The organism is Micromonospora sp. D93 (assembly GCF_018070365.1).
GTDB lineage: Bacteria > Actinomycetota > Actinomycetes > Mycobacteriales > Micromonosporaceae > Micromonospora > Micromonospora ureilytica.
Genome location: NZ_JAGPXW010000002.1, coordinates 365264 through 385002, shown reverse-complemented (window position 1 = coordinate 385002; position 19739 = coordinate 365264). Strand labels below are relative to the sequence as shown.

21 protein-coding genes are annotated in these 19739 nt (G+C 69.8%); 15 read left to right on the top strand and 6 right to left on the bottom strand.

Features of this window, described 5'->3' with window-relative positions:
* Nucleotides 1-15 precede the first annotated feature (15 nt).
* The 15 genes from KBX71_RS03915 (at nt 16) to KBX71_RS03845 (ending at nt 14081) form a co-directional block, all read left to right on the top strand.
* Nucleotides 16-1455, top strand: coding sequence for a glycoside hydrolase family 43 protein (locus tag KBX71_RS03915; RefSeq protein WP_210816553.1), 1440 nt, complete (start codon nt 16-18; stop codon nt 1453-1455).
* A 54-nt stretch (nt 1456-1509) separates the two neighbouring features.
* A complete protein-coding gene (locus KBX71_RS03910; RefSeq protein ID WP_210816552.1) occupies nt 1510-2997 on the top strand; it encodes an RICIN domain-containing protein in 1488 nt (495 codons plus the stop codon).
* 158 nt (nt 2998-3155) lie between these two features.
* Complete coding sequence (locus tag KBX71_RS03905; protein WP_210816551.1) at nt 3156-3866, top strand: ThuA domain-containing protein; 711 nt, start codon at nt 3156-3158, stop codon at nt 3864-3866.
* Nucleotides 3836-4945: a Gfo/Idh/MocA family protein gene (locus KBX71_RS03900; RefSeq protein ID WP_210816550.1), complete on the top strand. Its 1110-nt coding sequence runs from the start codon at nt 3836-3838 to the stop codon at nt 4943-4945. Before KBX71_RS03905 ends, KBX71_RS03900 begins: the two co-directional genes overlap by 31 nt.
* Nucleotides 4946-4973: 28 nt before the next feature.
* Entirely contained in the window at nt 4974-5351 is a 378-nt protein-coding gene (locus tag KBX71_RS03895; protein WP_210816549.1) for a DNA polymerase ligase N-terminal domain-containing protein, read from the top strand.
* 40 nt (nt 5352-5391) lie between these two features.
* Nucleotides 5392-6126 carry a VOC family protein gene (locus tag KBX71_RS03890; protein WP_210816548.1) on the top strand — a complete coding sequence of 245 codons (735 nt, stop codon included), beginning with the start codon at nt 5392-5394 and terminating at the stop codon, nt 6124-6126.
* 175 nt (nt 6127-6301) lie between these two features.
* Entirely contained in the window at nt 6302-6907 is a 606-nt protein-coding gene (locus KBX71_RS33505) for a TraR/DksA C4-type zinc finger protein (RefSeq protein ID WP_247682854.1), read from the top strand.
* A 159-nt stretch (nt 6908-7066) separates the two neighbouring features.
* Complete coding sequence (locus KBX71_RS03880) at nt 7067-8110, top strand: aromatic ring-hydroxylating dioxygenase subunit alpha (protein ID WP_210816547.1); 1044 nt, start codon at nt 7067-7069, stop codon at nt 8108-8110.
* Nucleotides 8107-8325, top strand: a complete 219-nt coding sequence (locus KBX71_RS03875) for a hypothetical protein (protein WP_210816546.1) — start codon at nt 8107-8109, stop codon at nt 8323-8325. The genes KBX71_RS03880 and KBX71_RS03875 overlap by 4 nt, the downstream gene beginning before the upstream one ends.
* A complete protein-coding gene (locus KBX71_RS03870; RefSeq protein ID WP_307846949.1) occupies nt 8322-9275 on the top strand; it encodes a PDR/VanB family oxidoreductase in 954 nt (317 codons plus the stop codon). Before KBX71_RS03875 ends, KBX71_RS03870 begins: the two co-directional genes overlap by 4 nt.
* Nucleotides 9276-9305: 30 nt before the next feature.
* Nucleotides 9306-10067, top strand: coding sequence for an IclR family transcriptional regulator (locus KBX71_RS03865; protein ID WP_210816545.1), 762 nt, complete (start codon nt 9306-9308; stop codon nt 10065-10067).
* 112 nt (nt 10068-10179) lie between these two features.
* Nucleotides 10180-11106, top strand: coding sequence for an SDR family NAD(P)-dependent oxidoreductase (locus tag KBX71_RS03860; RefSeq protein ID WP_210816544.1), 927 nt, complete (start codon nt 10180-10182; stop codon nt 11104-11106).
* A 37-nt stretch (nt 11107-11143) separates the two neighbouring features.
* The gene (locus tag KBX71_RS03855) at nt 11144-12025 is read left to right on the top strand and encodes an amidohydrolase family protein (protein WP_210816543.1); all 882 of its coding nucleotides are present in this window, start codon (nt 11144-11146) and stop codon (nt 12023-12025) included.
* Nucleotides 12026-12042: 17 nt separating this feature from the next.
* Nucleotides 12043-12495, top strand: coding sequence for a MaoC family dehydratase (locus KBX71_RS03850; protein ID WP_124820097.1), 453 nt, complete (start codon nt 12043-12045; stop codon nt 12493-12495).
* 59 nt (nt 12496-12554) lie between these two features.
* Nucleotides 12555-14081, top strand: coding sequence for a long-chain fatty acid--CoA ligase (locus tag KBX71_RS03845; RefSeq protein ID WP_247682853.1), 1527 nt, complete (start codon nt 12555-12557; stop codon nt 14079-14081).
* Here the strand turns inward: KBX71_RS03845 and KBX71_RS03840 are convergent.
* From KBX71_RS03840 to KBX71_RS03815, 6 genes are all read right to left on the bottom strand, one after another.
* Nucleotides 14005-14892, bottom strand: a complete 888-nt coding sequence (locus KBX71_RS03840) for a PaaX family transcriptional regulator C-terminal domain-containing protein (protein ID WP_210816541.1) — start codon at nt 14890-14892, stop codon at nt 14005-14007. The two genes, KBX71_RS03845 and KBX71_RS03840, sit on opposite strands and share 77 nt — an antisense overlap.
* A 39-nt stretch (nt 14893-14931) precedes the next feature.
* Nucleotides 14932-15744 carry an ABC transporter ATP-binding protein gene (locus tag KBX71_RS03835; protein WP_210816540.1) on the bottom strand — a complete coding sequence of 271 codons (813 nt, stop codon included), beginning with the start codon at nt 15742-15744 and terminating at the stop codon, nt 14932-14934.
* Nucleotides 15737-16564, bottom strand: a complete 828-nt coding sequence (locus KBX71_RS03830; protein ID WP_307846948.1) for an ABC transporter permease — start codon at nt 16562-16564, stop codon at nt 15737-15739. The genes KBX71_RS03835 and KBX71_RS03830 overlap by 8 nt, the downstream gene beginning before the upstream one ends.
* The gene (locus KBX71_RS03825; RefSeq protein ID WP_210816539.1) at nt 16561-17361 is read right to left on the bottom strand and encodes an ABC transporter permease; all 801 of its coding nucleotides are present in this window, start codon (nt 17359-17361) and stop codon (nt 16561-16563) included. Before KBX71_RS03825 ends, KBX71_RS03830 begins: the two co-directional genes overlap by 4 nt.
* Before the next feature lie 22 nt (nt 17362-17383).
* Complete coding sequence (locus tag KBX71_RS03820) at nt 17384-18358, bottom strand: ABC transporter substrate-binding protein (protein ID WP_210816538.1); 975 nt, start codon at nt 18356-18358, stop codon at nt 17384-17386.
* Nucleotides 18359-18566: 208 nt separating this feature from the next.
* Nucleotides 18567-19739 (bottom strand): 4-hydroxybenzoate 3-monooxygenase, encoded by a 1173-nt coding sequence (locus KBX71_RS03815; RefSeq protein ID WP_210816661.1) that lies wholly within the window; start codon nt 19737-19739, stop codon nt 18567-18569.

Here is a 19739-nt window from a genome sequence, read left to right as displayed (position 1 = left end):
GAAGGAGAGAGACACATGTCGAGAGTCCTCGCCCGGCTCGGCGCGGTTGCGGTCGCCGCGTGCCTGCTGTTCACCACCTGGTCGGCGGCGACACCGAAGGAGGCGGCCGCGCTCGACCCGACCGTCGGCTACCTGATGGCGCACTTCACCGGCGAGTCGTCGACCGACCAACAGATCTACCTCGCTCACAGCACCGACGGCCTCCGCTGGACCGACCTCAACAACGGTGGGCTTGTCCTGCGTTCCACAGTCGGCACCCGCGGCGTCCGCGACCCCGCACTGGTCCGCTCACCCGGCGGCGACAGGTACTGGATCATCGCCACGGACCTGTGCATCGGCTGCGGCCAGGACTGGTCGACCGCCATCAACAACGGCAGCCGCAACCTCGTCGTGTGGGAGTCCACCGACCTGGTCAACTGGTCCGCGCCGTGGCTGCTGAACGTGGCTGGCGCGATCCCGGACGGACGCAACGCCTGGGCGCCGGAGGCGATCTGGAACCCGGACACCAACGACTACGTCCTCTACTGGGCGACGAACGTCCCGCTCAACGGGGCGACAAAGCACCGCATCTACTCCGCGCGCACGGCGAACTTCCGCAGCATCACCACGCCGCAGGTCTACATCAACCGACCCGGCAATCAGGAGATCATCGACACCCAGATCGTCGAGGTGCCGGCCGGCGCCGGCGCCTACCGCTACGTTCGGGCCTCCCGGGACGGCCAGATCGCCATCGAGGGCAGCAACTCCATCCTCGGCACCTGGACGGGCCTCGGAAACCTGTCCGGCATCGGGCTTACCGGTGCCCAGGTCGAGGGCCCGATGTGGATGAAGTACAACAACCGCAACGAGTGGGTGCTCTACCTCGACCAGTACGCCAGCGGGCGCGGCTACCTGCCGGTGCTGACCACCAACCCGTCCAGCGCGAGCAGCTACCGACTGCCGGCGTCTGGCTCGTACTCCATGGGTGGCACCAAGAAGCGGCACGGAACGATCCTCAACCTGACCGCCGCCGAACAGGACCGCGTGCTCGCCCGCTGGCCCGTCACCGCGGTCAACCGGATCCAGTCGTACAACTTCCAGGACCGGTACGTGCGGCACTACGACTACGACGTCCGCATCGACCCGAACGTCACCCCGGCCCAGGACGGCCAGTGGCGCGTGGTACCCGGCCTGGTCGGCTCCGGCACGGTCTCCATCCAGTCGGTCAACTACCCGGGCTACTACCTGCGCCACTACGGATTCGACTTCCGGCTGGAAGCCAACGACGGCACCACCACCTTCGCCGCCGACTCCACCTTCCGTCAGGTCGCCGGCCTCGCCAACTCCTCGTGGACGTCATTCCAGTCCTACAGCCACCCGGATCGCTACATCCGGCACTACGGCTACCTGCTCCGGCTCGACCCGCTCCCCGATACGCAGAGCCGTGCCGACGCCACCTTCCGCGTGACCAGCTGAACCCCGACCTCCACGACGTTCCCGGAGAGGCAAGCTCTAGTGATTGGACATTCCATGGAACGAGTCAGCCGGTCGTTGCGCCGGACAGTGATTGCCCTGGTGGCCGCGATAACGGCGATGGTTGGCGTCGTCGTCGTCGTTTCGTCGCCGGCCACCGCCGCCACCAACCAGTTCCGAGGCATGAACTGGGCCATGTTGGGTGACAACTTCAAGACCAGCCCCCTCGTCGTGCAGGGTCTGAACTCGTCCGACAGCAACGCGACGGTGCGGGCGAAGGCCAACGCCCTCTACGACGACATGGCGTCCACCATGGGGGTCAACACGGTCCGGCTGCCCATCAACACCCACACGGTGGGGACGGCCTGGTGGGAGGCGTACCGAGGCGCCATCGACGCTGCCACCGCCCGTGGATTCAAGGTCATCCTCGCCTACTGGGAGGACGGCGCCGCCTCCGGCGGCAGAATCACGAATCTCGCCGCGTGGAACACGATGTGGTCCACCGTGACCAACACGTACGGCTCGAACACCAACGTCTACTTCGAGCCGATGAACGAGCCGCACGGCTACAGCTCGACGGAGTGGCGCAACGTCGCCGCGAACTGGCTCAGCTACCACACCTCGGCGGTGCCCGGCCGGGTGCTGATCGGCGGCACCGGCTTCAGCCAGGACCTGCGCGACATCTGCAACGACAGCCGCTTCAACTCGACGCTGCTGTCCTTCCACTACTACGCGTTCTTCTACGGCGCGATGACCTACGACGCCTTCCGCAGCCACATCCAGACTCGCCTCGGCAACTGCGCCTCCCGCGCGGTCGCGACCGAGTTCGGCGGGCCCATGAACGACGATCGTAACTACGCCGACGCGGGCAGCACCGACAACTTCGTGCGCTACATCCGGGCCATGGCCCAGGTCATGCGGGACAACCAGATGGGCGGCACCTACTGGCCCGCCCTCGGCGGCAAGACCGGCACCATCGGCTACGACTGGTACTCGATGTTCGCCCTCACCGGCAGCGGCACCGACCTCAACCTGACCGTCCGCAACACCTCCGGCGCGGACCGGATCCGATACGCGTGGGGCGACACCATCGGCGGCGGCGACCCGACGACGCCGCCGCCGACGGGGACGTTCTACCGGATCAACGTGCGGCACAGTGGCAAGGCCATGGACGTCCAGTCGCCGAACACCGACAACGGCGCGCGTGTCGGCCAGTACACGTACGGCGGCAACGCCTGGCAGCAGTGGCAGTTCCAGGACGCCGGCAGCGGCTACTGGCGCATCGTCAGCCGAAACAGCGGCAAGTGCCTCGACGTGGTGAGCGCGTCGACCGCCGACGGCGCCGAGCTCGTCCAGTACACCTGCGGCAGCGGCACCAACCAGCAGTTCCAGATGGTCACCAACGGCAGCTACTTCCAGCTCCGGGCGCGACACAGCAACAAGTGCGTGGACGTACCGGCCGCGTCGACAGCGGACGGGGTGGTCCTCAAGCAGTATTCGTGCAACACCGGCGCCAACCAGCAGTGGTCCCGCACGGCCGTCTGACCGTCGTCGCGACGTAACCACGGATCCACGGCGCGGCCCGCACGCCCCACGTAGGGCACGGGTACGGTTTCGGTGCTCGACACGTACGGGTATCGGCGGCACGTCGCCGGGGCGGGCGCGGCCAGCCCGGTGGTGACGGACCGTGGGAGGGAGCGAGGGTGGCGCAGCGCAGAGCATTGGTGGTCCGGGGCGGTTGGGAGGGACACCAGCCGGTCAAGGCGACGGAGTTGTTCCTCCCCTTCCTCGAACGTAGCGGCTACGCCGTACGGGTCGAGGAGTCGACGGAGATCTACGCCGATGCCGCCGAGATGGCCGAGACCGACCTGGTCGTGCAGTGCATGACCATGTCGCAGATCACCGCCGACCAGGTGGCGGGCCTCAGCGCGGCGGTCATCGCCGGCACGGGCTTCACCGGCTGGCACGGTGGCATCGTGGACTCGTTCCGCGCGTCCTCCGAATACCTGCATCTGGTGGGCGGCCAGTTCGCGACCCACCCGGGCCGGGAGCCGTGTGAGCGGCACGGTGGCCCGGAGGACAACTTCCTGCCGCACACGGTGCGCATCACCGACCTCGGCCGGGAGCACCCGATCACTGCGGGGATCGAGGACTTCGACCTGGTCACCGAACAGTACTGGGTGCTGCACGACGACCTGATCGACGTGCTGGCCGTGACCACCCACCCGACGCAGGCGTGGCATCCATGGCACCGGCCGGTCACCTCGCCGGCGATCTGGACCCGACTGTGGGGTGCCGGGCGCATCGTCGTGACGACCCCGGGCCACAGCCTGGACGTGCTGGAGCACGCCGGCGTTCGTACCGTCATCGAGAGGGGGATGGTGTGGGCGACCCGCACCGCGTCGGCGTCGTAGGTCTCGGGGTCATCTCCCGTGCGTACCTGGACACGCTCGCGGACCACCCCGAGGTGAGCATCGCCGCGGTGGCCGACCTCGACGCCTCCCGGTCGGCCGCGGTCGCCGCCACGATTCCCGGCGCCGAGGCGATGAGCGTCGAGCGCCTGCTCGCCCGCCCGGACGTGCGGACGGTGCTCAACCTGACGATCCCCGCAGCGCACGCCGACATCTCGGTGGGCGCGATCGACGCGGGCAAGAGCGTGTACGTCGAGAAGCCGCTCGCCGTGACGTTCGCGGACGGCCGCTCGATCATCGAACGAGCCGCGTCTGCCGGCGTCCGCGTCGGCTGCGCGCCGGACACCGTCCTGGGCACGGGTACGCAGACGGCGCGGGCGGCGATCGACGGCGGGCTCATCGGACGTCCGATGTCCGCGTCGGCGGTCATGGTCACTGCGGGGCACGAGCGCTGGCATCCCAACCCGGACTTCTACTACGCCCCGGGCGGCGGCCCGATGCTGGACATGGGGCCGTACTACATCTCGGCGCTCATCCACCTGCTCGGGCCGGTTCGCGCGGTCACCGGAGCCGCCAGCCGACTGCGCGCCGAACGCGTCATCGGCTCGGGCCCGCGCGCCGGCCAGCGGATCCCGGTGGGGGTGGACACCCACCTGAGCGGCGTACTGGAGCACGCCAACGGTGCTCTCTCCACCATCACGACGAGCTTCGACGGCGTCCGGACGACGGCCGCCCCGATCGAGGTGCACGGGGAGGCCGGCACGCTCGCCGTACCCGACCCGAACTACTTCGACGGTGAGGTCCGCCTCTTCGCGCTCGGCGACACCGAATGGCGCGCTCTCGAACCGCGGGCCGGTTACGCCAAGGGTTCCCGGGGCATCGGTCTGATCGACCTGGTCCGGGCCGACGATCAGCGTCCGCCGCGCGCCGACGGCGACGTAGCGCTGCACGTACTCGAAACGATGACCAGCCTGATCCGGTCGGCGGCGGAAGGTCAGCGGATCGAGCTGACGACGGTGGCGCAGCGGCCCGCGCCGGTTCCGCTCACTCCGGTCGAGGACTGGAGGGCGTGGTCGCGTTGACGGGCGGACGGGCCGGCAGAGGTCGACAATGGGAAGAGTGGCACCTGCCTTCGTCCTGCACCACCACCGCAAACCACGACCGCACTACGACCTGCGGCTCGAGGAGGATGGTGTGCTGCGTTCGTGGGCGGTGCCTCGCGGTCTGCCGGACAGCCCCAGCGACAACCGGCTCGCGATCGCCGTACCCGACCACGACCTCGATCATCTCACCTACGAGGACGTCGACAAGTCGATAGCCGACATCGGCACCTGGGAGGAGCACGATCGCACCGACCGGCGAATGCTGTTCACCCTGCACGGCCGCACCGGCCGTCGGCGGTACGCGCTCATCCGCACCGGGGAGGGGTGGCTGCTGCACCTGACGAAGGAGCAGCCCGCGGACGGTAGCGCAGCTGGGCGGCGATGACGGTCAGCGAGACGTCGACAGAGGCCCTAGCATCGCCGCCATGGCAACACGGCTTGTTCAGATCAACATGAAGGCTCGGGACGACTCCGCGCTGGGCGGCTTCTGGGCGCAGGCGCTCGGCTGGGGAGTCTCCAGTGAGGGACCCGGCGTGACCAACCTCGAACCCGAGGGCTTCGTCTACCCCGACCCCGTCGCCGTCTGCGTCGACCTCGTCGGCTCCGCGGAGCCCAAGACGGTGAAGAACCGCGTCCACGTGGACCTCGCCACCACCTCGGCGGCCCACCAGGCGCAGGTGGTCGCGCGCCTGAAGGATCTCGGCGCGACAGCTGCCGATGTGGGCCAGGGCGACGTGCCATGGACGGTCCTGGCCGACCCGGAGGGCAACGAGTTCTGCGTGCTGGAGCCCCGACCGCTCTACCGGGACACCGGGCCGATCGCCGCAGTGGTGGTCGACTGCGCGGATCCGCGGGCCATGGCCCGGTTCTGGAACGAGGCGATGGACTGGACCCTGCACGAGGTGACGGATCGGGGTGCGAGACTGCGGTCCGCCAAGGGCGTCGGCCCCTATCTGGAGTTCGTCCGGACCCCGGAGGTGAAGAGCGGGTGGAACCGGGTCCACCTCGACGTACGCCCGTACCCCGGTGACGACCCGGAGGTTGAGGCGGCCAGGCTGCGGGGTCTCGGCGCGACCGGCGTCGACCTGGGCCAAGACGTCCCGTGGAGGGTGCTCACCGACCCGGAGGGCAACGAGTTCTGTCTCCTCACCCCAGGCTGACTCAACCCTCGTCGACCGCCCACCAGAGCCCCGCCGGATTGGCCGACGTGACATCGAAGGGAGCCCACCGGGTCCTGACAACGGCCCTGTTACGGCGAAGAGCGGCAGTTCGGGGTCGGAATGAGATCCCACCGCGGACGTTGGCGTTGGGGCGACACCGCTCTATGGTGGGGGCATGTCGCCGGTGACCTTCCGCTCGCCCGCCGCCATCGAGGTGGCGCTGGGCGGTGCTGTCCGCGTGCCGACGGCGACACGCCTCAAGGCCGACATGCGGGTGCCGGTTGTCCGCGCGCCGCACGTCGCGCTCACACACGAAATGTCGAGCCCGACGCGAACCGGCCGAGGCCCACCTGCGGAATCGTTGCATACCCAGAACGACCGCCAGGGCGAAGCTATCCAGCTTCGGCCCTTTTTGTTTTTCCCGCCCGATCCCCTGGAAAGGCAGACCATGAGCGTCGATCATCGTCGTACTCTCGACCAGAGCTGGCTCGCTGACATGCGAGCGTCCCTGGCGGACGACTTCGCCACCCAAACCGCTCGACTGCGGGAGTTGACCGAGCTCAACGCGGACACCGGCGACCCCGGCGAGGCCCACAACCAGGCCGCGCTGCTGATGGCCACCCGCCAGAACATCGAGCAGATCACCGGTGCGCTGAGCCGGATCAGCGACGGCATCTACGGTGCCTGCCAGAAGTGCAGCCGGAGTATCCCGGCCGAGCGGCTCGAGATCCTTCCGCACGCGCGCTTCTGCGTGCCGTGCCAGGAGAAGCAGAACAGGTGACGCCCGGGTGTGGCTGCCGCGCCGACGGGCACGGCAGCCACACCGTCACGTGCGAGAGAGTCCAGCCTTTCATTCAGTGAAAGCTCCGGTTCCCCAACGGGGACACCGCACGGGACGATCCGGCTCCATCGACGTCCGTCGGCATGGAGGTCCGGTCGCATGGCATTCGCGCGTAACCAGTGGTATGTGGCGGCCTACGGCAGTGAGGTGGGGCGGGACCTGCTCGCCCGCACGGTGCTCGGTGAGCCGCTGGTGCTGTACCGCACCGGTGCCGGTAAGCCGGTGGCGCTCGCCGACCGATGCGTGCACAGGCGCTTCCCGTTGTCGGAGAGCCGGCTCGACGGCGACACGATCGTCTGCGGCTACCACGGCTTCACCTACGATCCGACCGGCGCGTGCGTCTTCGTACCCGGGCAGCAGCGCATCCCACGAACCGCGCGGGTGGTCTCCTTCCCCGTGGTGGAACAGGACTCCTTCATCTGGGTCTGGATCGGCGACCTGGACCGCGCCGACCCGGCCGCGATTCCGCGCGCACCGTGGCTCGCCGACCCGCGTTACGCGGTGGTGCGGGGCATGGCGCCACTGAACGCGCGGTACGGCCTGCTGGTGGACAACCTCCTGGACCTGTCGCATGAGACCTACCTGCACGGCGGCTACATCGGAACGCCGGAGGTGGCGAACACCCCGATCACCACCGAGGTGGACGAGGACCGGGGGATCGTCTACGTCAGTCGGCGCATGGACGACGCCGAGTGCCCACCGTTCTACGCGCGTTCGACCGGGATCCAGGGTCGGATCACCCGGTGGCAGGACATCGAATACCACACGCCCTGCCTCTACCTCCTGCACAGCCGGATCGCGCCGCAGGGTGTCTATCCGCCCGTCGAGGGCGAGGACAGCGAAGCGTTCCACGCCGAGATCGTGTACGCCATCACCCCGTCGACCGAGCACACCACCTATGACTTCTGGGCGGTGGCACGCGACTTCGCGATCGACGACGAGTCGGTGAGCGAGTACCTCCACCACAGCAACCACACGGTGGTCATGCAGGACGTGACCGCGCTCAACATCCTGGAGCAGGTGATCACGACCGAGCCGGACAGGTATCAGGAGTTGAGCATCAACATCGACACCGGTGGCCTGGCCGCCCGGCGGCTGCTGGCCCGGATGATCGGGTCGGGGACGGTGGGAGCGGCGCGGTGAGTTCCCGAACAGGCGCCCGCACGGGGGACCGGGTCTACCGGATCCACTGGGTGCCGGGCACCGACACCCTGCGCGGGATCTGCCACTGTGGGGCCGAGCGCCTCGCCGAGGACCCGGTCGAGTTGTGGGAGTGGCTGCTCGCCCACCCGCAGGGGCACCGGGGCGTGGCCGTGCCGGCGCCCGGACCGCCGAGGCGGCTGGCGATGCGCGAGTGACGGTGGACGTGCTGACCGGTGTGGAGCTGGTGGTTGCCGGCCGGGACCAGGTGGCGGCCGAGGTGATGGCGATCAGCCTGTGTCGCGCGGACGGCGGCGACCTGCCCGAGTGGACGCCGGGCGCGCACATCGACCTGGAGTTGAGCGCCGGGCTGGCCCGGCAGTACTCCCTCTGCGGCGACCCGGCGGAGCGGTCCGTCCTGCGGATCGCGGTGCAGCGCGAACCGAACGGACGCGGCGGCTCCCGACTGGCGCATGAGCGGCTCACCGTCGGCGCGACCGTCCGGGTGAGCGGACCCCGCAACACCTTCCCGCTGGTCGCGGCACCGCGTTACCTCTTCGTCGCCGGTGGCATAGGTATCACTCCCATCGCACCGATGGTCGCCGCCGCCGACGCCGCGGGCGCGGACTGGCGACTGGTGTACGGGGGACGCAGCCGCGCCACCATGGCCTTCGCCGCCGCCCTGCGGGAGAAGCACGGCGACCGGGTGAGCCTGCACCCGCAGGACGAGACCGGGTTGCTCGACCTGCCCGGGTTGCTGGGCCGGCCCGGCATGGGGCTCATCTACTGCTGTGGCCCGGAACCACTGATCACAGCGGTGGAGGAACACTGCCGCGGCTGGCCACCCGGCTGCCTGCACGTCGAGCGGTTCACCGCGTCTGGCGACACCGGCGCGCCGGAGACGACGATCGAGGTCGAGCTCACGCTCTCCGGGCGGACGGTGACCGTGCCGCCGGGCACGTCGATCCTTCAGGCTGTGGAGGAGGCCGGTGTGCAGGTCCTCTCGTCCTGCCGGGAGGGCACCTGCGGCACCTGCGAGACCCCGGTGCTCGCCGGCGTGCCGGAGCACCGCGACAGCCTGCTCACCGAGCAGGAGCGGGCCGCCGGGGACACCATGATGATCTGCGTCTCCCGGGCCCGTACGCCCCGACTCGTGCTGGAGCTGTGAGCGCGCGGCGCCGGCGGGGATGATGACGGGGTGCGCGCAGAACCGGGGCGGTCGGTGACGAGCAAGGTCCTGGCGCTGCTCGACGCGTTCAGCCCGGCCACCCCGGCGTTGACCCTGAGCGAGTTGGCGCGTCGCGCCGGGCTGCCCCTGCCCACCGTGTACCGGCGGGCCGCGGAGCTGGTCGCGTGGGGGGCGCTGGAGCGCGGCGACGACGGGCGGTACCGGATCGGTCTGCGGCTGTGGGAGGTGGGCTCGCTCGCCCCGAGGGGCCTGGGGCTGCGGGAGTTGGCCCTGCCGGTCATGGAGGACCTGTACGAGGTGACGCACGAGAACGTCCAGCTCGCCGTCCGGCAGGACCTCGAACTCGTCTTCATCGAACGGATCGCCGGGCGGCACGCGGTGCCCGTGCTCACCCGGGTGGGGGGCCGCTTCGCGCTGCACGCCACAGGCGTCGGGTTGGTCCTGCTCGCCCACGCGCCGGCCGAGGTGCAGGAGCAGGTGCTGGCCGCCCCGCTGGAGCGGTACACCGAGCTGACCATCACCGACCCGAGGCGGTTGCGTCGCTGCCTCGCCGAGGTTCGCCGGGCCGGGTACGCGGTCAGCGACCGCCAGGTCACGATGGACGCCCTCTCGGTGGCGGCACCGATCCGCGTACCGGAGGGTGTGGTGGCGGCGATCTCGTTGGTGGTCGCCCACGACCGGGCGGATCCGGTGGCGTTGGCCCCGCTGGTCCAGGCCGCGGGCCGGGTGGTCTCCCGGGCGCTGAACAGCACCACCCGACCCGCCGTCTGATGTAGACAGACTGCAAATCGTTGACGCCCGATCAAATTCTGCATTACGTTGCCCGTGCGCGTGTTACTCCCCACCCTCGTGCGCAGATCGGCATCGACGAAAGGGAGCACTCATGTCTCTGGACGGCAAGGTCGCCATCGTCACCGGGGCCGGGCGGGGTCTCGGCCTCGCCTATGCCCAGGAGTTGGCGCGGCGCGGCGCCTCGGTCGTGGTCAACGACGTGGACGCCGAGGCCACGGCCGCCGCCGTGGCGGCGATCGAGTCGTCCGGCGGCCGGGCCGTCGCGGTGGTCGCGCCGGTCGGCCCGACCGAGACCGCGAAGGAACTCGTCAGCACCGCGGTCGAGCACTTCGGGCGGCTGGACATCCTCGTCACCAACGCCGGCTTCCTGCGTGACACGGTGCTGTGGAAGATGAGCGACGACGACTTCGACACCGTCATCAACGTGCACCTGCGCGGCACGTTCACCACCGTGCGCGAGGCGGTGCAGCACATGCGGCAGGCCGGCGAGGGCGGACGGATCATCTGCGTCGGGTCACCCACCGGGCAGCGGGGCAACTTCGGCCAGACCAACTACGCTGCCGCCAAGGCGGGCATCGTCGGCATGGTCCGTACCTGGGCGCTCGAACTCAAGCGGGCCGGCATCACCGCCAACGCCGTCGTTCCGGTCGCCGCGACCGCGATGACCGCCACCGTCCCCTACTTCGCCGCGGCGGTGCGGGCCGAGGCGAACGGCGAGCCGATGCCCGCGTTCTTCCGACACGACCTGGGGTTCGGCACGGCGGACGACGTGGCCGGACTTGTCGCGTTCCTCGGCTCCGACGCGGCGGCCTCGGTGACCGGCCAGGTGATCGGTGTCGGCGGGGACCGCCTCCAGATCTGGACCCACCCCGAGGCGACGCTGACCGCGCACCGCGAGGGCGGCTGGACGTACGACGCGCTCGTGAACGCCTGGCCGACGACGTTCGCCGGTGCCGCACAGAGCGTCGGCGAACGCTTCCCGAAACTCCCCGAGGAGTTCGAGCCGCCGACGTCCTGACCCGCCCGCATCGACGCGCCCGACGAAGGTTGGCCCCATGTACCAGCCCGCGATCAACCTCGACGACGTCACGGCGATCGACATGCACGTGCACATCGAGGTCGACGACCACGGTCACACCTCACTGCCCGAACCGCTCGTGACGGCGGCGTCGGCGTACTTCAAGACGGACGGCCCACGGCCCGCTGTCGACGCGGTGGCGCGGTACTACCGCGAGCGGCGTATGGCGGCCGTCGTCTTCACCGTGGACGCGCGTACCCAACTGAAGCATCAGCCCCTGTCGAGCACCGACATCGCCCGCGCGGCGGCCGACCACGCAGACGTGCTCATCCCGTTCGGGTCGGTCGACCCGCGCACCGGGGGAGCGGCAGTCGAACTCGCCGAGCGGTTGATCCAGGAGGAGGGTGTACGCGGCTTCAAGTTCCACCCCACCGTGCAGGGCTTCGACCCCAGCCACGACGAGTACGCGCCGCTGTGGGGGCTGTTGGAGCGGGCGGGTGTCCCGGCGCTCTTCCACACCGGGCAGACAGGCATCGGCGCGGGCACGCCGGGTGGCTACGGTCTGCGGCTCGGTCTGTCGAATCCGATCCTGCTCGACCCGATCGCGGCCGACTTCCCCGACCTGCAGCTCATCATGGCCCACCCGTCGGTGCCCTGGCAGGACGAGGCGTTGTCGGTGGCCACGCACAAGCACAACACCTGGATCGACCTGTCCGGCTGGAGCCCGAAGTACTTCCCGGCCGAGTTGGTGCGCTACGCGAACTCGGTGCTGAAACGACGGGTGCTCTTCGGCACCGACTACCCGATGCTCACCCCCGATCGGTGGCTGCGCGACGTGCAGGCGACCGACCTCAAGCCGGACGTGCTCCCGGGCATCCTGAAGGACAACGCGGCCCGACTGCTGGGCCTCGCCCGGTGACGACGAGAGGAAACGCCATGACGACGACCATCACCTACGACCGGCTCGGCGACCTGGCCGGCACGGATCTCGGTCACACCGGGTACCGCACGGTCACCCAGGACCAGGTGGACCTCTTCGCGGACGCCACGGACGACCACCAGTGGATCCACGTCGACCCCGAACGGGCCAGGACCGGTCCGTTCGGCGCGCCGATCGCGCACGGCTTCCTCACCCTCTCCCTGGCGGTTCCCTTCTGGACCGAACTGCTCGAGGTCAAGGGCGTGACCACGAAGGTGAACTACGGCCTCGACAAGGTGCGTTTCCCCGCACCTGTCGTGGTCGGGGCTCGCGTGCGCATGCGGGCCACAGTCGTCGAGGTCGTCGAGGTGCGCGGCGGCTACCAGATCGCGGTCGACCAGACGATCGAGATCGAGGGCGGGACCAAGCCGGCGGTCGTCGCGCGAGGGCTGTACCGCTTCTACGCCTGAGCCCGGGGGCATCCGTCGAGCCGGGCGAGCACACCACCTCCACTCCCGGGAGAATGCTGATGCAGCAGCACGGAATCGGTTCCTGGATGGCCAAGCGCCGGCTCAAGTCCCCGGACCAGGTCGCGATCATCCACGGCGACCGGTCGCCCATGACGTACGGACAGTTCGCCGAAGCCGCCGACCGGATCTCGGCGGTGCTGCGGGAGCGGGGCGTCGGCAAGGGCGACCCCGTCGCCTACCTGGGGGAGAACAGCCCCGAATTCCTCCAGGTGATGTTCGGGGCGGCGCAGGTCGGGGCCGTCTTCGTGCCGGTCAACACCCGGCTCGCCGCACCCGAGATCGCCTACGTCCTCGCCGACAGCGGCGCGCGGGTGCTGATCCACGACCCGGACTTCGCGGTGTCGGTGGCCTCTGCCGCGCCGGCCGCCCGGACCCCGTACGTCATCGTCAACGGCGAGGGCACCGCGGACCGGCCCGGGTTGGCCCGCCTGGCACGGGCCGCCGGCACCCAGTTCACCGACCACGCCGACACCGCCCACGAGGATCCCGCGGCGATCGTCTACACCTCGGGCACGACCGGCCGGGCCAAGGGCGCCGTGCTCACCCACGGCAACCTCACCTGGGTGGCGCTCAACTGTGTCGTCGACTACGACGTCGTCTCCACCGACGTCGCGCTCATGATCTCGCCGCTGTTCCACGTCGCCTCGCTCGGGATGGGCGCCCTGCCCGTCATCCTCAAGGGCGCCACGATGGTCATCGAGAAGGGCTTCGAGCCGGGCCGCGCGCTCGCGCAGATCGAGCGACATGGGATCACCATGCTCAGCGGCGTGCCGACCACCTACCAGCTGATGGCCGACCACCCCGCCTGGGCGTCGACCGACCTGTCGACGCTGACGAAGCTCACCTGCGGAGGTTCGGCGGTGCCGACCCGCATCCTCAACGCGTACGAGGCGCGGGGGCTGTCGTTCTCGCAGGGTTACGGCATGACCGAGGCCGCGCCGGGCGCGACCGCGCTGCCGGCGGCGATGACACGCGTCAAGCAGGGCAGTGTCGGTCTGCCGCACTTCTTCACCGATGTGCGGATCACCGATGCGGCCGGGGCCGTGCTGCCCACCGGCGCTGTCGGTGAGATCGAGGTGGCCGGGCCCAACGTCTTCCCCGGCTACCACGGGCTCCCGGAGGCGACCGCCGAGGCGTTCACGCCCGACGGGTGGTTCCGCTCCGGCGACCTCGGCCACCTGGACGCCGACGGCTACCTCTACATCTCCGGCCGCCTCAAGGACATGATCATATCGGGGGGCGAGAACATCTACCCGCTCGAACTCGAGCAGCTGCTCAGCGAGGTCGACGGGGTGACCGCGGCGGCTGTCATCGGCGTACCGGACGAGCGTTGGGGGGAGGTGCCGTGGGCGATCGTGACCGTCCGGGAGGGGGTGTCCGTGGACACCGCCACCGTCCGGGCGTGCCTCGACGGCAGGATCGCGCGCTACAAGCTTCCGAAGAACGTCGTCATCGTGGACGAGCTGCCGCGGACGGCGTCGGGGAAGGTGCGGAAGGCCGATCTGCGGACCCGATTCGGCGCCTAGCGGCGGGCCGGGCCGCGACGAGTGCGGCGAACTCCGCCGCGGACGCCCCGGCCAGCTTCTCGTGCATCCGACGGTAGGTCTCCACCGATCTCCCGGCGGGCCACTCCGCGTCCATGAACTCGGCCGGCAGTCTCGGGTCGGCGCGCAGCAGCGCGAGCCAGTCCGCCACGAGCATCGTCCGTACGGTGAGGGCACTCGGCGCCGTCGTCGGCGCCGACGGGTCGTCCCACACGTCGATGAAGGCGAGGTGCGCGCGCCGGATCGCCTCGATGTCCCACGCCGCGCGTACGCTCTCGCCGATCGGGAACCCGGCGAGTTCGCGGGCGTGGAAGGCGACCACGGTGTTGGGCGCGAGGTCCTGCCGCAGCGGCTCCAACGATCCGGCGAGGTCGACCTCGCCGGGCGCGAGCCAGAGCCCGTCGCGGATCGGCGCGAAGCCCTCCCAGGTGAGGGTTGAGCGCAGTCGGTGCCGCAGCATCCGCTGGCCCTCCGGGATCGAGAAGGTGACAAGGGTCCAGCCGCTGCCCTGTGGGTCGAACGGCCGCGGCCCGCGCACGCGGTACTTCGCCTCGCGCAGCACCGCGACGCCGTGGTCGGTCAGCGAGAACAGCGTCTCCCGGCCACTCCTGCTGCGGGCGAGGATGCCGCTGTGCACGAGACGGTCGAGGGTCGCGCGGGTGGCCGGCGCGGCGACGTCCGCGCCCTCCAGCACGTTGATCAGGACGCTCGCCCGGATCGGCCCCGTGGCGCCGTCGACGACATGCTCGCCGAAGAAGGCGAGCAACAACTGCTTCGGCTGACGACTACTCACAGCCCTTCCCTTCGGCGAACTCGTTGGCCTGGCCGCCGATCACCGCGCGGGTCGCGGGGCCACAGCCTGCCCGCGCTTGGCCCGCTGGATCTGGTCGTAGACGTGCGTCCGCAGTTCCGTGAAACGGGGCAGGGCGCGGGTCGTGATCTGATCGCGCTCCGGCGGCAGGTCGATCGCGAGGTCCTCCTGGACCCAGGTCGGCGACGTGGACAATACTAGAACCCGCTGACCGAGATACACCGACTCGTCGATGTCGTGAGTGACGAAGACAACCGAGATGGTGCGGCTCGCGTGCAGCTCGCGGACCAGGTCCTCCAGGTCGGCCCGGGTCTGCGCGTCCACCGCGGCGAACGGTTCGTCCATGATCAGGACGTCGGGTTGGTAGGCGATCGCCCGCGCGATCGCCACGCGCTGTTGCATCCCCCCGGAGAGCTGCCACGGGTGGCTTCGCGCGGCGTGCGCGAGGCCCACCGCCTCGAGAGCGTCGACGACAAGCGTGGTCCGGGCCGCCCGGGAGAGTTTCTTGTGCCGCAGCGGAAGCTCGACGTTTCCGCGCACCGTGAGCCACGGGTAGAGGCTGCGACCGTACTCCTGGAACACGACGGCCATGGCCGGGCTGGGCCCGGTCACCGGCGAGCCGTCCATCTCGACCACGCCGCTGGTGGGCCGCAGCAGGCCGGCGAGGCACTTCAGGAGGGTGGTCTTGCCGCACCCGGACGGCCCGACGACGCAGACGAGCTCACCGGCGTCCATCGTGAAGTTGATGTCCCCGATCGCCTCGACGTCGCCCGTCGCGGACTCGTAGACCTTCCGCAGGTGTTCCACCCGCAACAGGGTGCGCCGATCAGGCACGGTTGACCTCCCTGATTCCGTGGTACCAGCGCAGAACGCGCCGTTCGACGAGACCGAAAGCGACGGCGAGGAAGACGCCGACGAGACCGAGAAGGACGATGCCGCTCCACATCTCGGCGATCAGGTAGTTGCGCTGGAAGTAGGCGATCCGGTAGCCGAGGCCGGAGGAGGAGGCGAACATCTCGGAGATGACCATCAGGATCAGCGCGACCGAGAGGGCCTGACGAACCCCGGCCATGATCCGTGGGCTGGCCGCCGGGAGCACGAGGAACCAGAGCCGCTCCCACCAGGAGACCTGGAACGACTCCGCGGTCTCCTTCATGACGCTGTCCGTCCCTCGGACCCCCTCGATGGTGTTCAACAGGATCGGCCAGACCGCGCCGGAGACGATCACGACCACCTTCATGGTGTCCGTGATCCCGAGCAGGAGCATCGCCACCGGAATCAGCACCGGTGGCGGGATGGCCCGGAGGAACTCCAGCAGTGGTTCGAGGAGGTCGCGCAACCAGCGGGTCAGGCCGATGACGGTGCCGGCGGCGATGCCGAGCACGATCGACGCGGCGACACCGAGGCCGAGGCGGGCGAGGCTCGGCAGCACGTCGTCGACGAACGCCGGCCCGACCCAGGTGTCCCGGAAGGCTTCGGCGATCGTCAACGGGTCTGGGAAGAACCGACTCGTCGTCCTCGTCGCCACCAGACCCCAGAGCACCAGCAGCAGCGTCGGCAGCCCCAGCGGGTAGAGAAGGCTCGCCGCGATCCGGGATCCGATCGTCCGGCGGCTGCGTGGCCTGGTGGCGATCCGCCCGGTGTACGCGGTCACAGCGGCTCCTCACCTCGTACGGACTGGTGCCACGACAGCACCCGACGCTCGACGAACCGGAAGACGACGTTCACCATGAGCCCGAGTAGGCCGGTGACCACGACCAGCGCGTACAGGCCGGCGGCGTCCCCGGCGGACCGGGACAACTCGATCATGCGCCCGAGACCGGGGTTGCCGATCACCATCTCCGCCGTGATGGCGAGGATGAGCGCGACCGCCGCGGCGAGCCGCAGACCCGTCATGAGGTACGGCAGGGTGGTCGGCAGGACGAGGTGCGACAGCTGCTCCCGCCGGGTCAGACCGAAGCTGCGGGCGGTGTCGCGAGCCACCGAGTCGACGTCGGCGACACCGTAGATCACCTGCAGGAACACCTGCCAGAACGACGCGTAGATGATGATGACGAGGGCGGCCTGCCGCTGGATGCCGAACATCAGCACGGCGAGCGGGATGAGGGCGACCGACGGGATCGGTCGCAGGAACTCGACAGTCGTGTGGGTCGCGCGCCGCAGGAACGGCACCAACCCGACGACAGTGCCGAGGGCGACGGCGGCGATCGTCGCCACCGTCAGGCCGATCGCCCAGGATGTCATGGTGCTGCACAGCCGTCGCCAGAACGCGAGGTCGACGAGCTGCTCGAACAGCCGCGCCAGCACGTCCGTCACGTACGGCAGGTACAGCGGGTTGATCAGGCCCAGCGTCGGGATCAGCTGCCAGACGACGAGGAACCCGGTCAGGCCGACGACACCCAGCATCGCTTTGCGTAAGGCGCGCAGGCGTCGGGTGGAGAACACGCGCATGTCACTCCCGTCGTCACGCCGGCTACTGCTGCTGGATGAGACGGTCGAAGTTGGGTTGCTTGTCGAGCACCTTGTACTTCTGCGCGAGCTCGGCGAGGGTCTGCAGGCTCGACCTGTCGACCTCCCACCCGAAGGCCGGGAGCCGCACCGATTCGGCCACCGCCGGGGGCAGCTGCAGATTGTCCTTGATGGCCTGCCGGAGCGCCGCCTCGTTGGCGGGGTCCTTGGCCCACTCCAACGTCTTCTTCATCGCCGCCGTGAAGTCCTCGACCAGCTTGGCGTCCTTCTCCGTGCGTTCCTTGGTGGTGATGGTGGTGAGCGTGGCCAGGCCGGGCACCACCGCCTGGTAGGGCGCGACGACGAAGGTGTCGCCACGGGCCTTCAGCTGCGTGACAAAGGGCTCCGGCACCCAGGCGGCGTCGATGTTGCCGGATTCGAGTTGGGCCGGGGCGTCCGGGAAGGCGACCTCGACGAACTTGATTTTCGACGGGTCACCGCCGTCCCTCTCGACCGCTGCCATGATCGTCACGTCGCCGGCGGCGCCCAGGCTGTTGACCGCGACCCGTTTGCCCGCGAGGTCGGCCGGCCGCTTGATGCCGGACTTCGCCGAGGCCACCACGGCGTTGATGTCGTCGCCGTCGGCGTACGAGGAGGCGTAGTTGCCGATGATGACGACGCCGAGGTCCCGTAGGTCGGCCCGGAACGGGCCGAAGGGCTGGCCGATCGCGAAGTCGATGTCGCCGTTCAGGAGCGCGGGAATGGCCTGCGCGCCGCCCTGGGCGGGCAGCACCTCGACCTGGAGGCCGCGCTCGGTGAAGAGGCCCGCCTTGATGCCGCCCCACAGCGCGGCCGTCTCGGTGATGGGCAGCGCCGCGACCCGCACCTTGCGCAGGTCGCCCGAGGTCTGTTCGGACGGGTTGGACGCGTCGGAGTCGGTACATCCGGTGAGGGCGATCGCGGTGGCGGCGATCAGCCCGAGAGCCATGACCTTCTTCATTGACGAGGCCCTTCCTGGGCGGGGGTGGTGGGTGCGTCGGAAGTCGGCGGATGCCTCGGATCTGCGGGTGAACTACCGCTGCGTGGGGGCGCACGCCGCTGTGGTGGCCATGGTCAGTCACCCCGGCATCGAAAGTCAAGAATTTCTGACGCCCGTCATGAATAAGTTGAACAACGCTCTGCTGTGGCGATGTCGCGCAGGCTCGTGCTCAGACCTCGGGTAGGCCCACGTAGTTCTCCGACAGGCTCCTGGCGTACGCCTCGGACGTCGCGACGTACCTCAGCGTGGCGGTCTGCAGCTTCGCCTCGTACGGGTCGTCGCGCTCCAGTCGGTGCAACATGGAGGTCATCCACCAGGAGAAGTGCTGGGCCCGCCAGACCCGGCGCAACGCCGTGGCCGAGTAGGTCTCCAGCAGATCCGTGCGGCCCCCGTCGTAACAGGCGGCGAAGGCGTCGCCGAGCAACGCGACGTCGGCGAGGGCCAGGTTCATGCCCTTCGCGCCGGTGGGCGGGACGATGTGCACGGCGTCCCCGGCCAGGAACAGCCGCTCCCACCGCATCGGCTCGACCACGAAGCTGCGCATTCCGGTGATGGACTTCTCCAGGATCGGCCCCTCGTTGAGCGACCAGCCCGGCACCGTCTCCAACCGTGCCCGCAGCTCCGTCCAGATCCGCTCGTCCGGCCACGCGGCGATGTCCTCGTCGGGCGCGACCTGTAGATACAGCCGGGAGATCTCGGGGGAGCGCATGCTGTAGAGGGCGAAGCCGCGTTCGTGGTTGGCGTAGATGAGTTCGTCCACCGCCGGTGGCGCGGCGGCGAGGACCCCCAACCAGGCAAAGGGGTACGCCCGTTCGTAGGTGGTCAGCACCCCCTCGGGCACCGCGCCGCGGCTCACCCCGTGGAACCCGTCGCAGCCGACCACGAAGTCGCAGCGCAGTTCCTCGTCGCGACCGTCACGTCGAAAGTGGACGATTGGCGAGTCCGAGTCGAGACCGTCCAGGCGCACCGCGTCGGCCTCGAAGAGGATCGAGCCGCCGGCCGCGAGCCGGGCGGCGATCAGGTCCTTGACCACTTCCTGCTGCCCGTAGACGGTGATCGCCCGCCCGGTCAGGTCCGCCATCGGCACCCGGTGCGACTCACCGGCGAAGCGCAGCTCGATGCCCTCGTGGCGCAGCCCCTCCCGCTGCAGCCGCTCGCCGACGCCGCTGCGGCAGAGCAGATCGACCGAACCCTGTTCGAGGACGCCCGCCCGGAGCCGGTGCTCGACGTGGTCGCGGCTGCGGCTCTCCAGCACCACGGACTCGATTCCGCGCAGGTGCAGCAGGTGCGACAGCATGAGTCCCGCGGGCCCGGCGCCGACGACGCCGACCTGGGTACGCAT

Bases quoted from the DNA above. Each gene is read 5' to 3' on its own strand.
- KBX71_RS03915 (WP_210816553.1), top strand. From the start codon at position 16: ATGTCGAGAGTCCTCGCCCGGCTCGGCGCGGTTGCGGTCGCCGCGTGC.
- KBX71_RS03910 (WP_210816552.1), top strand. From the start codon at position 1,510: ATGGAACGAGTCAGCCGGTCGTTGCGCCGGACAGTGATTGCCCTGGTG.
- KBX71_RS03895 (WP_210816549.1), top strand. From the start codon at position 4,974: ATGGGAAGAGTGGCACCTGCCTTCGTCCTGCACCACCACCGCAAACCA.
- KBX71_RS03890 (WP_210816548.1), top strand. From the start codon at position 5,392: ATGGCAACACGGCTTGTTCAGATCAACATGAAGGCTCGGGACGACTCC.
- KBX71_RS33505 (WP_247682854.1), top strand. From the start codon at position 6,302: ATGTCGCCGGTGACCTTCCGCTCGCCCGCCGCCATCGAGGTGGCGCTG.
- KBX71_RS03880 (WP_210816547.1), top strand. From the start codon at position 7,067: ATGGCATTCGCGCGTAACCAGTGGTATGTGGCGGCCTACGGCAGTGAG.
- KBX71_RS03860 (WP_210816544.1), top strand. From the start codon at position 10,180: ATGTCTCTGGACGGCAAGGTCGCCATCGTCACCGGGGCCGGGCGGGGT.
- KBX71_RS03855 (WP_210816543.1), top strand. From the start codon at position 11,144: ATGTACCAGCCCGCGATCAACCTCGACGACGTCACGGCGATCGACATG.
- KBX71_RS03850 (WP_124820097.1), top strand. From the start codon at position 12,043: ATGACGACGACCATCACCTACGACCGGCTCGGCGACCTGGCCGGCACG.
- KBX71_RS03845 (WP_247682853.1), top strand. From the start codon at position 12,555: ATGCAGCAGCACGGAATCGGTTCCTGGATGGCCAAGCGCCGGCTCAAG.
- KBX71_RS03825 (WP_210816539.1), bottom strand. From the start codon at position 17,361: ATGCGCGTGTTCTCCACCCGACGCCTGCGCGCCTTACGCAAAGCGATG.
- KBX71_RS03820 (WP_210816538.1), bottom strand. From the start codon at position 18,358: ATGAAGAAGGTCATGGCTCTCGGGCTGATCGCCGCCACCGCGATCGCC.
- KBX71_RS03815 (WP_210816661.1), bottom strand. From the start codon at position 19,739: ATGCGTACCCAGGTCGGCGTCGTCGGCGCCGGGCCCGCGGGACTCATG.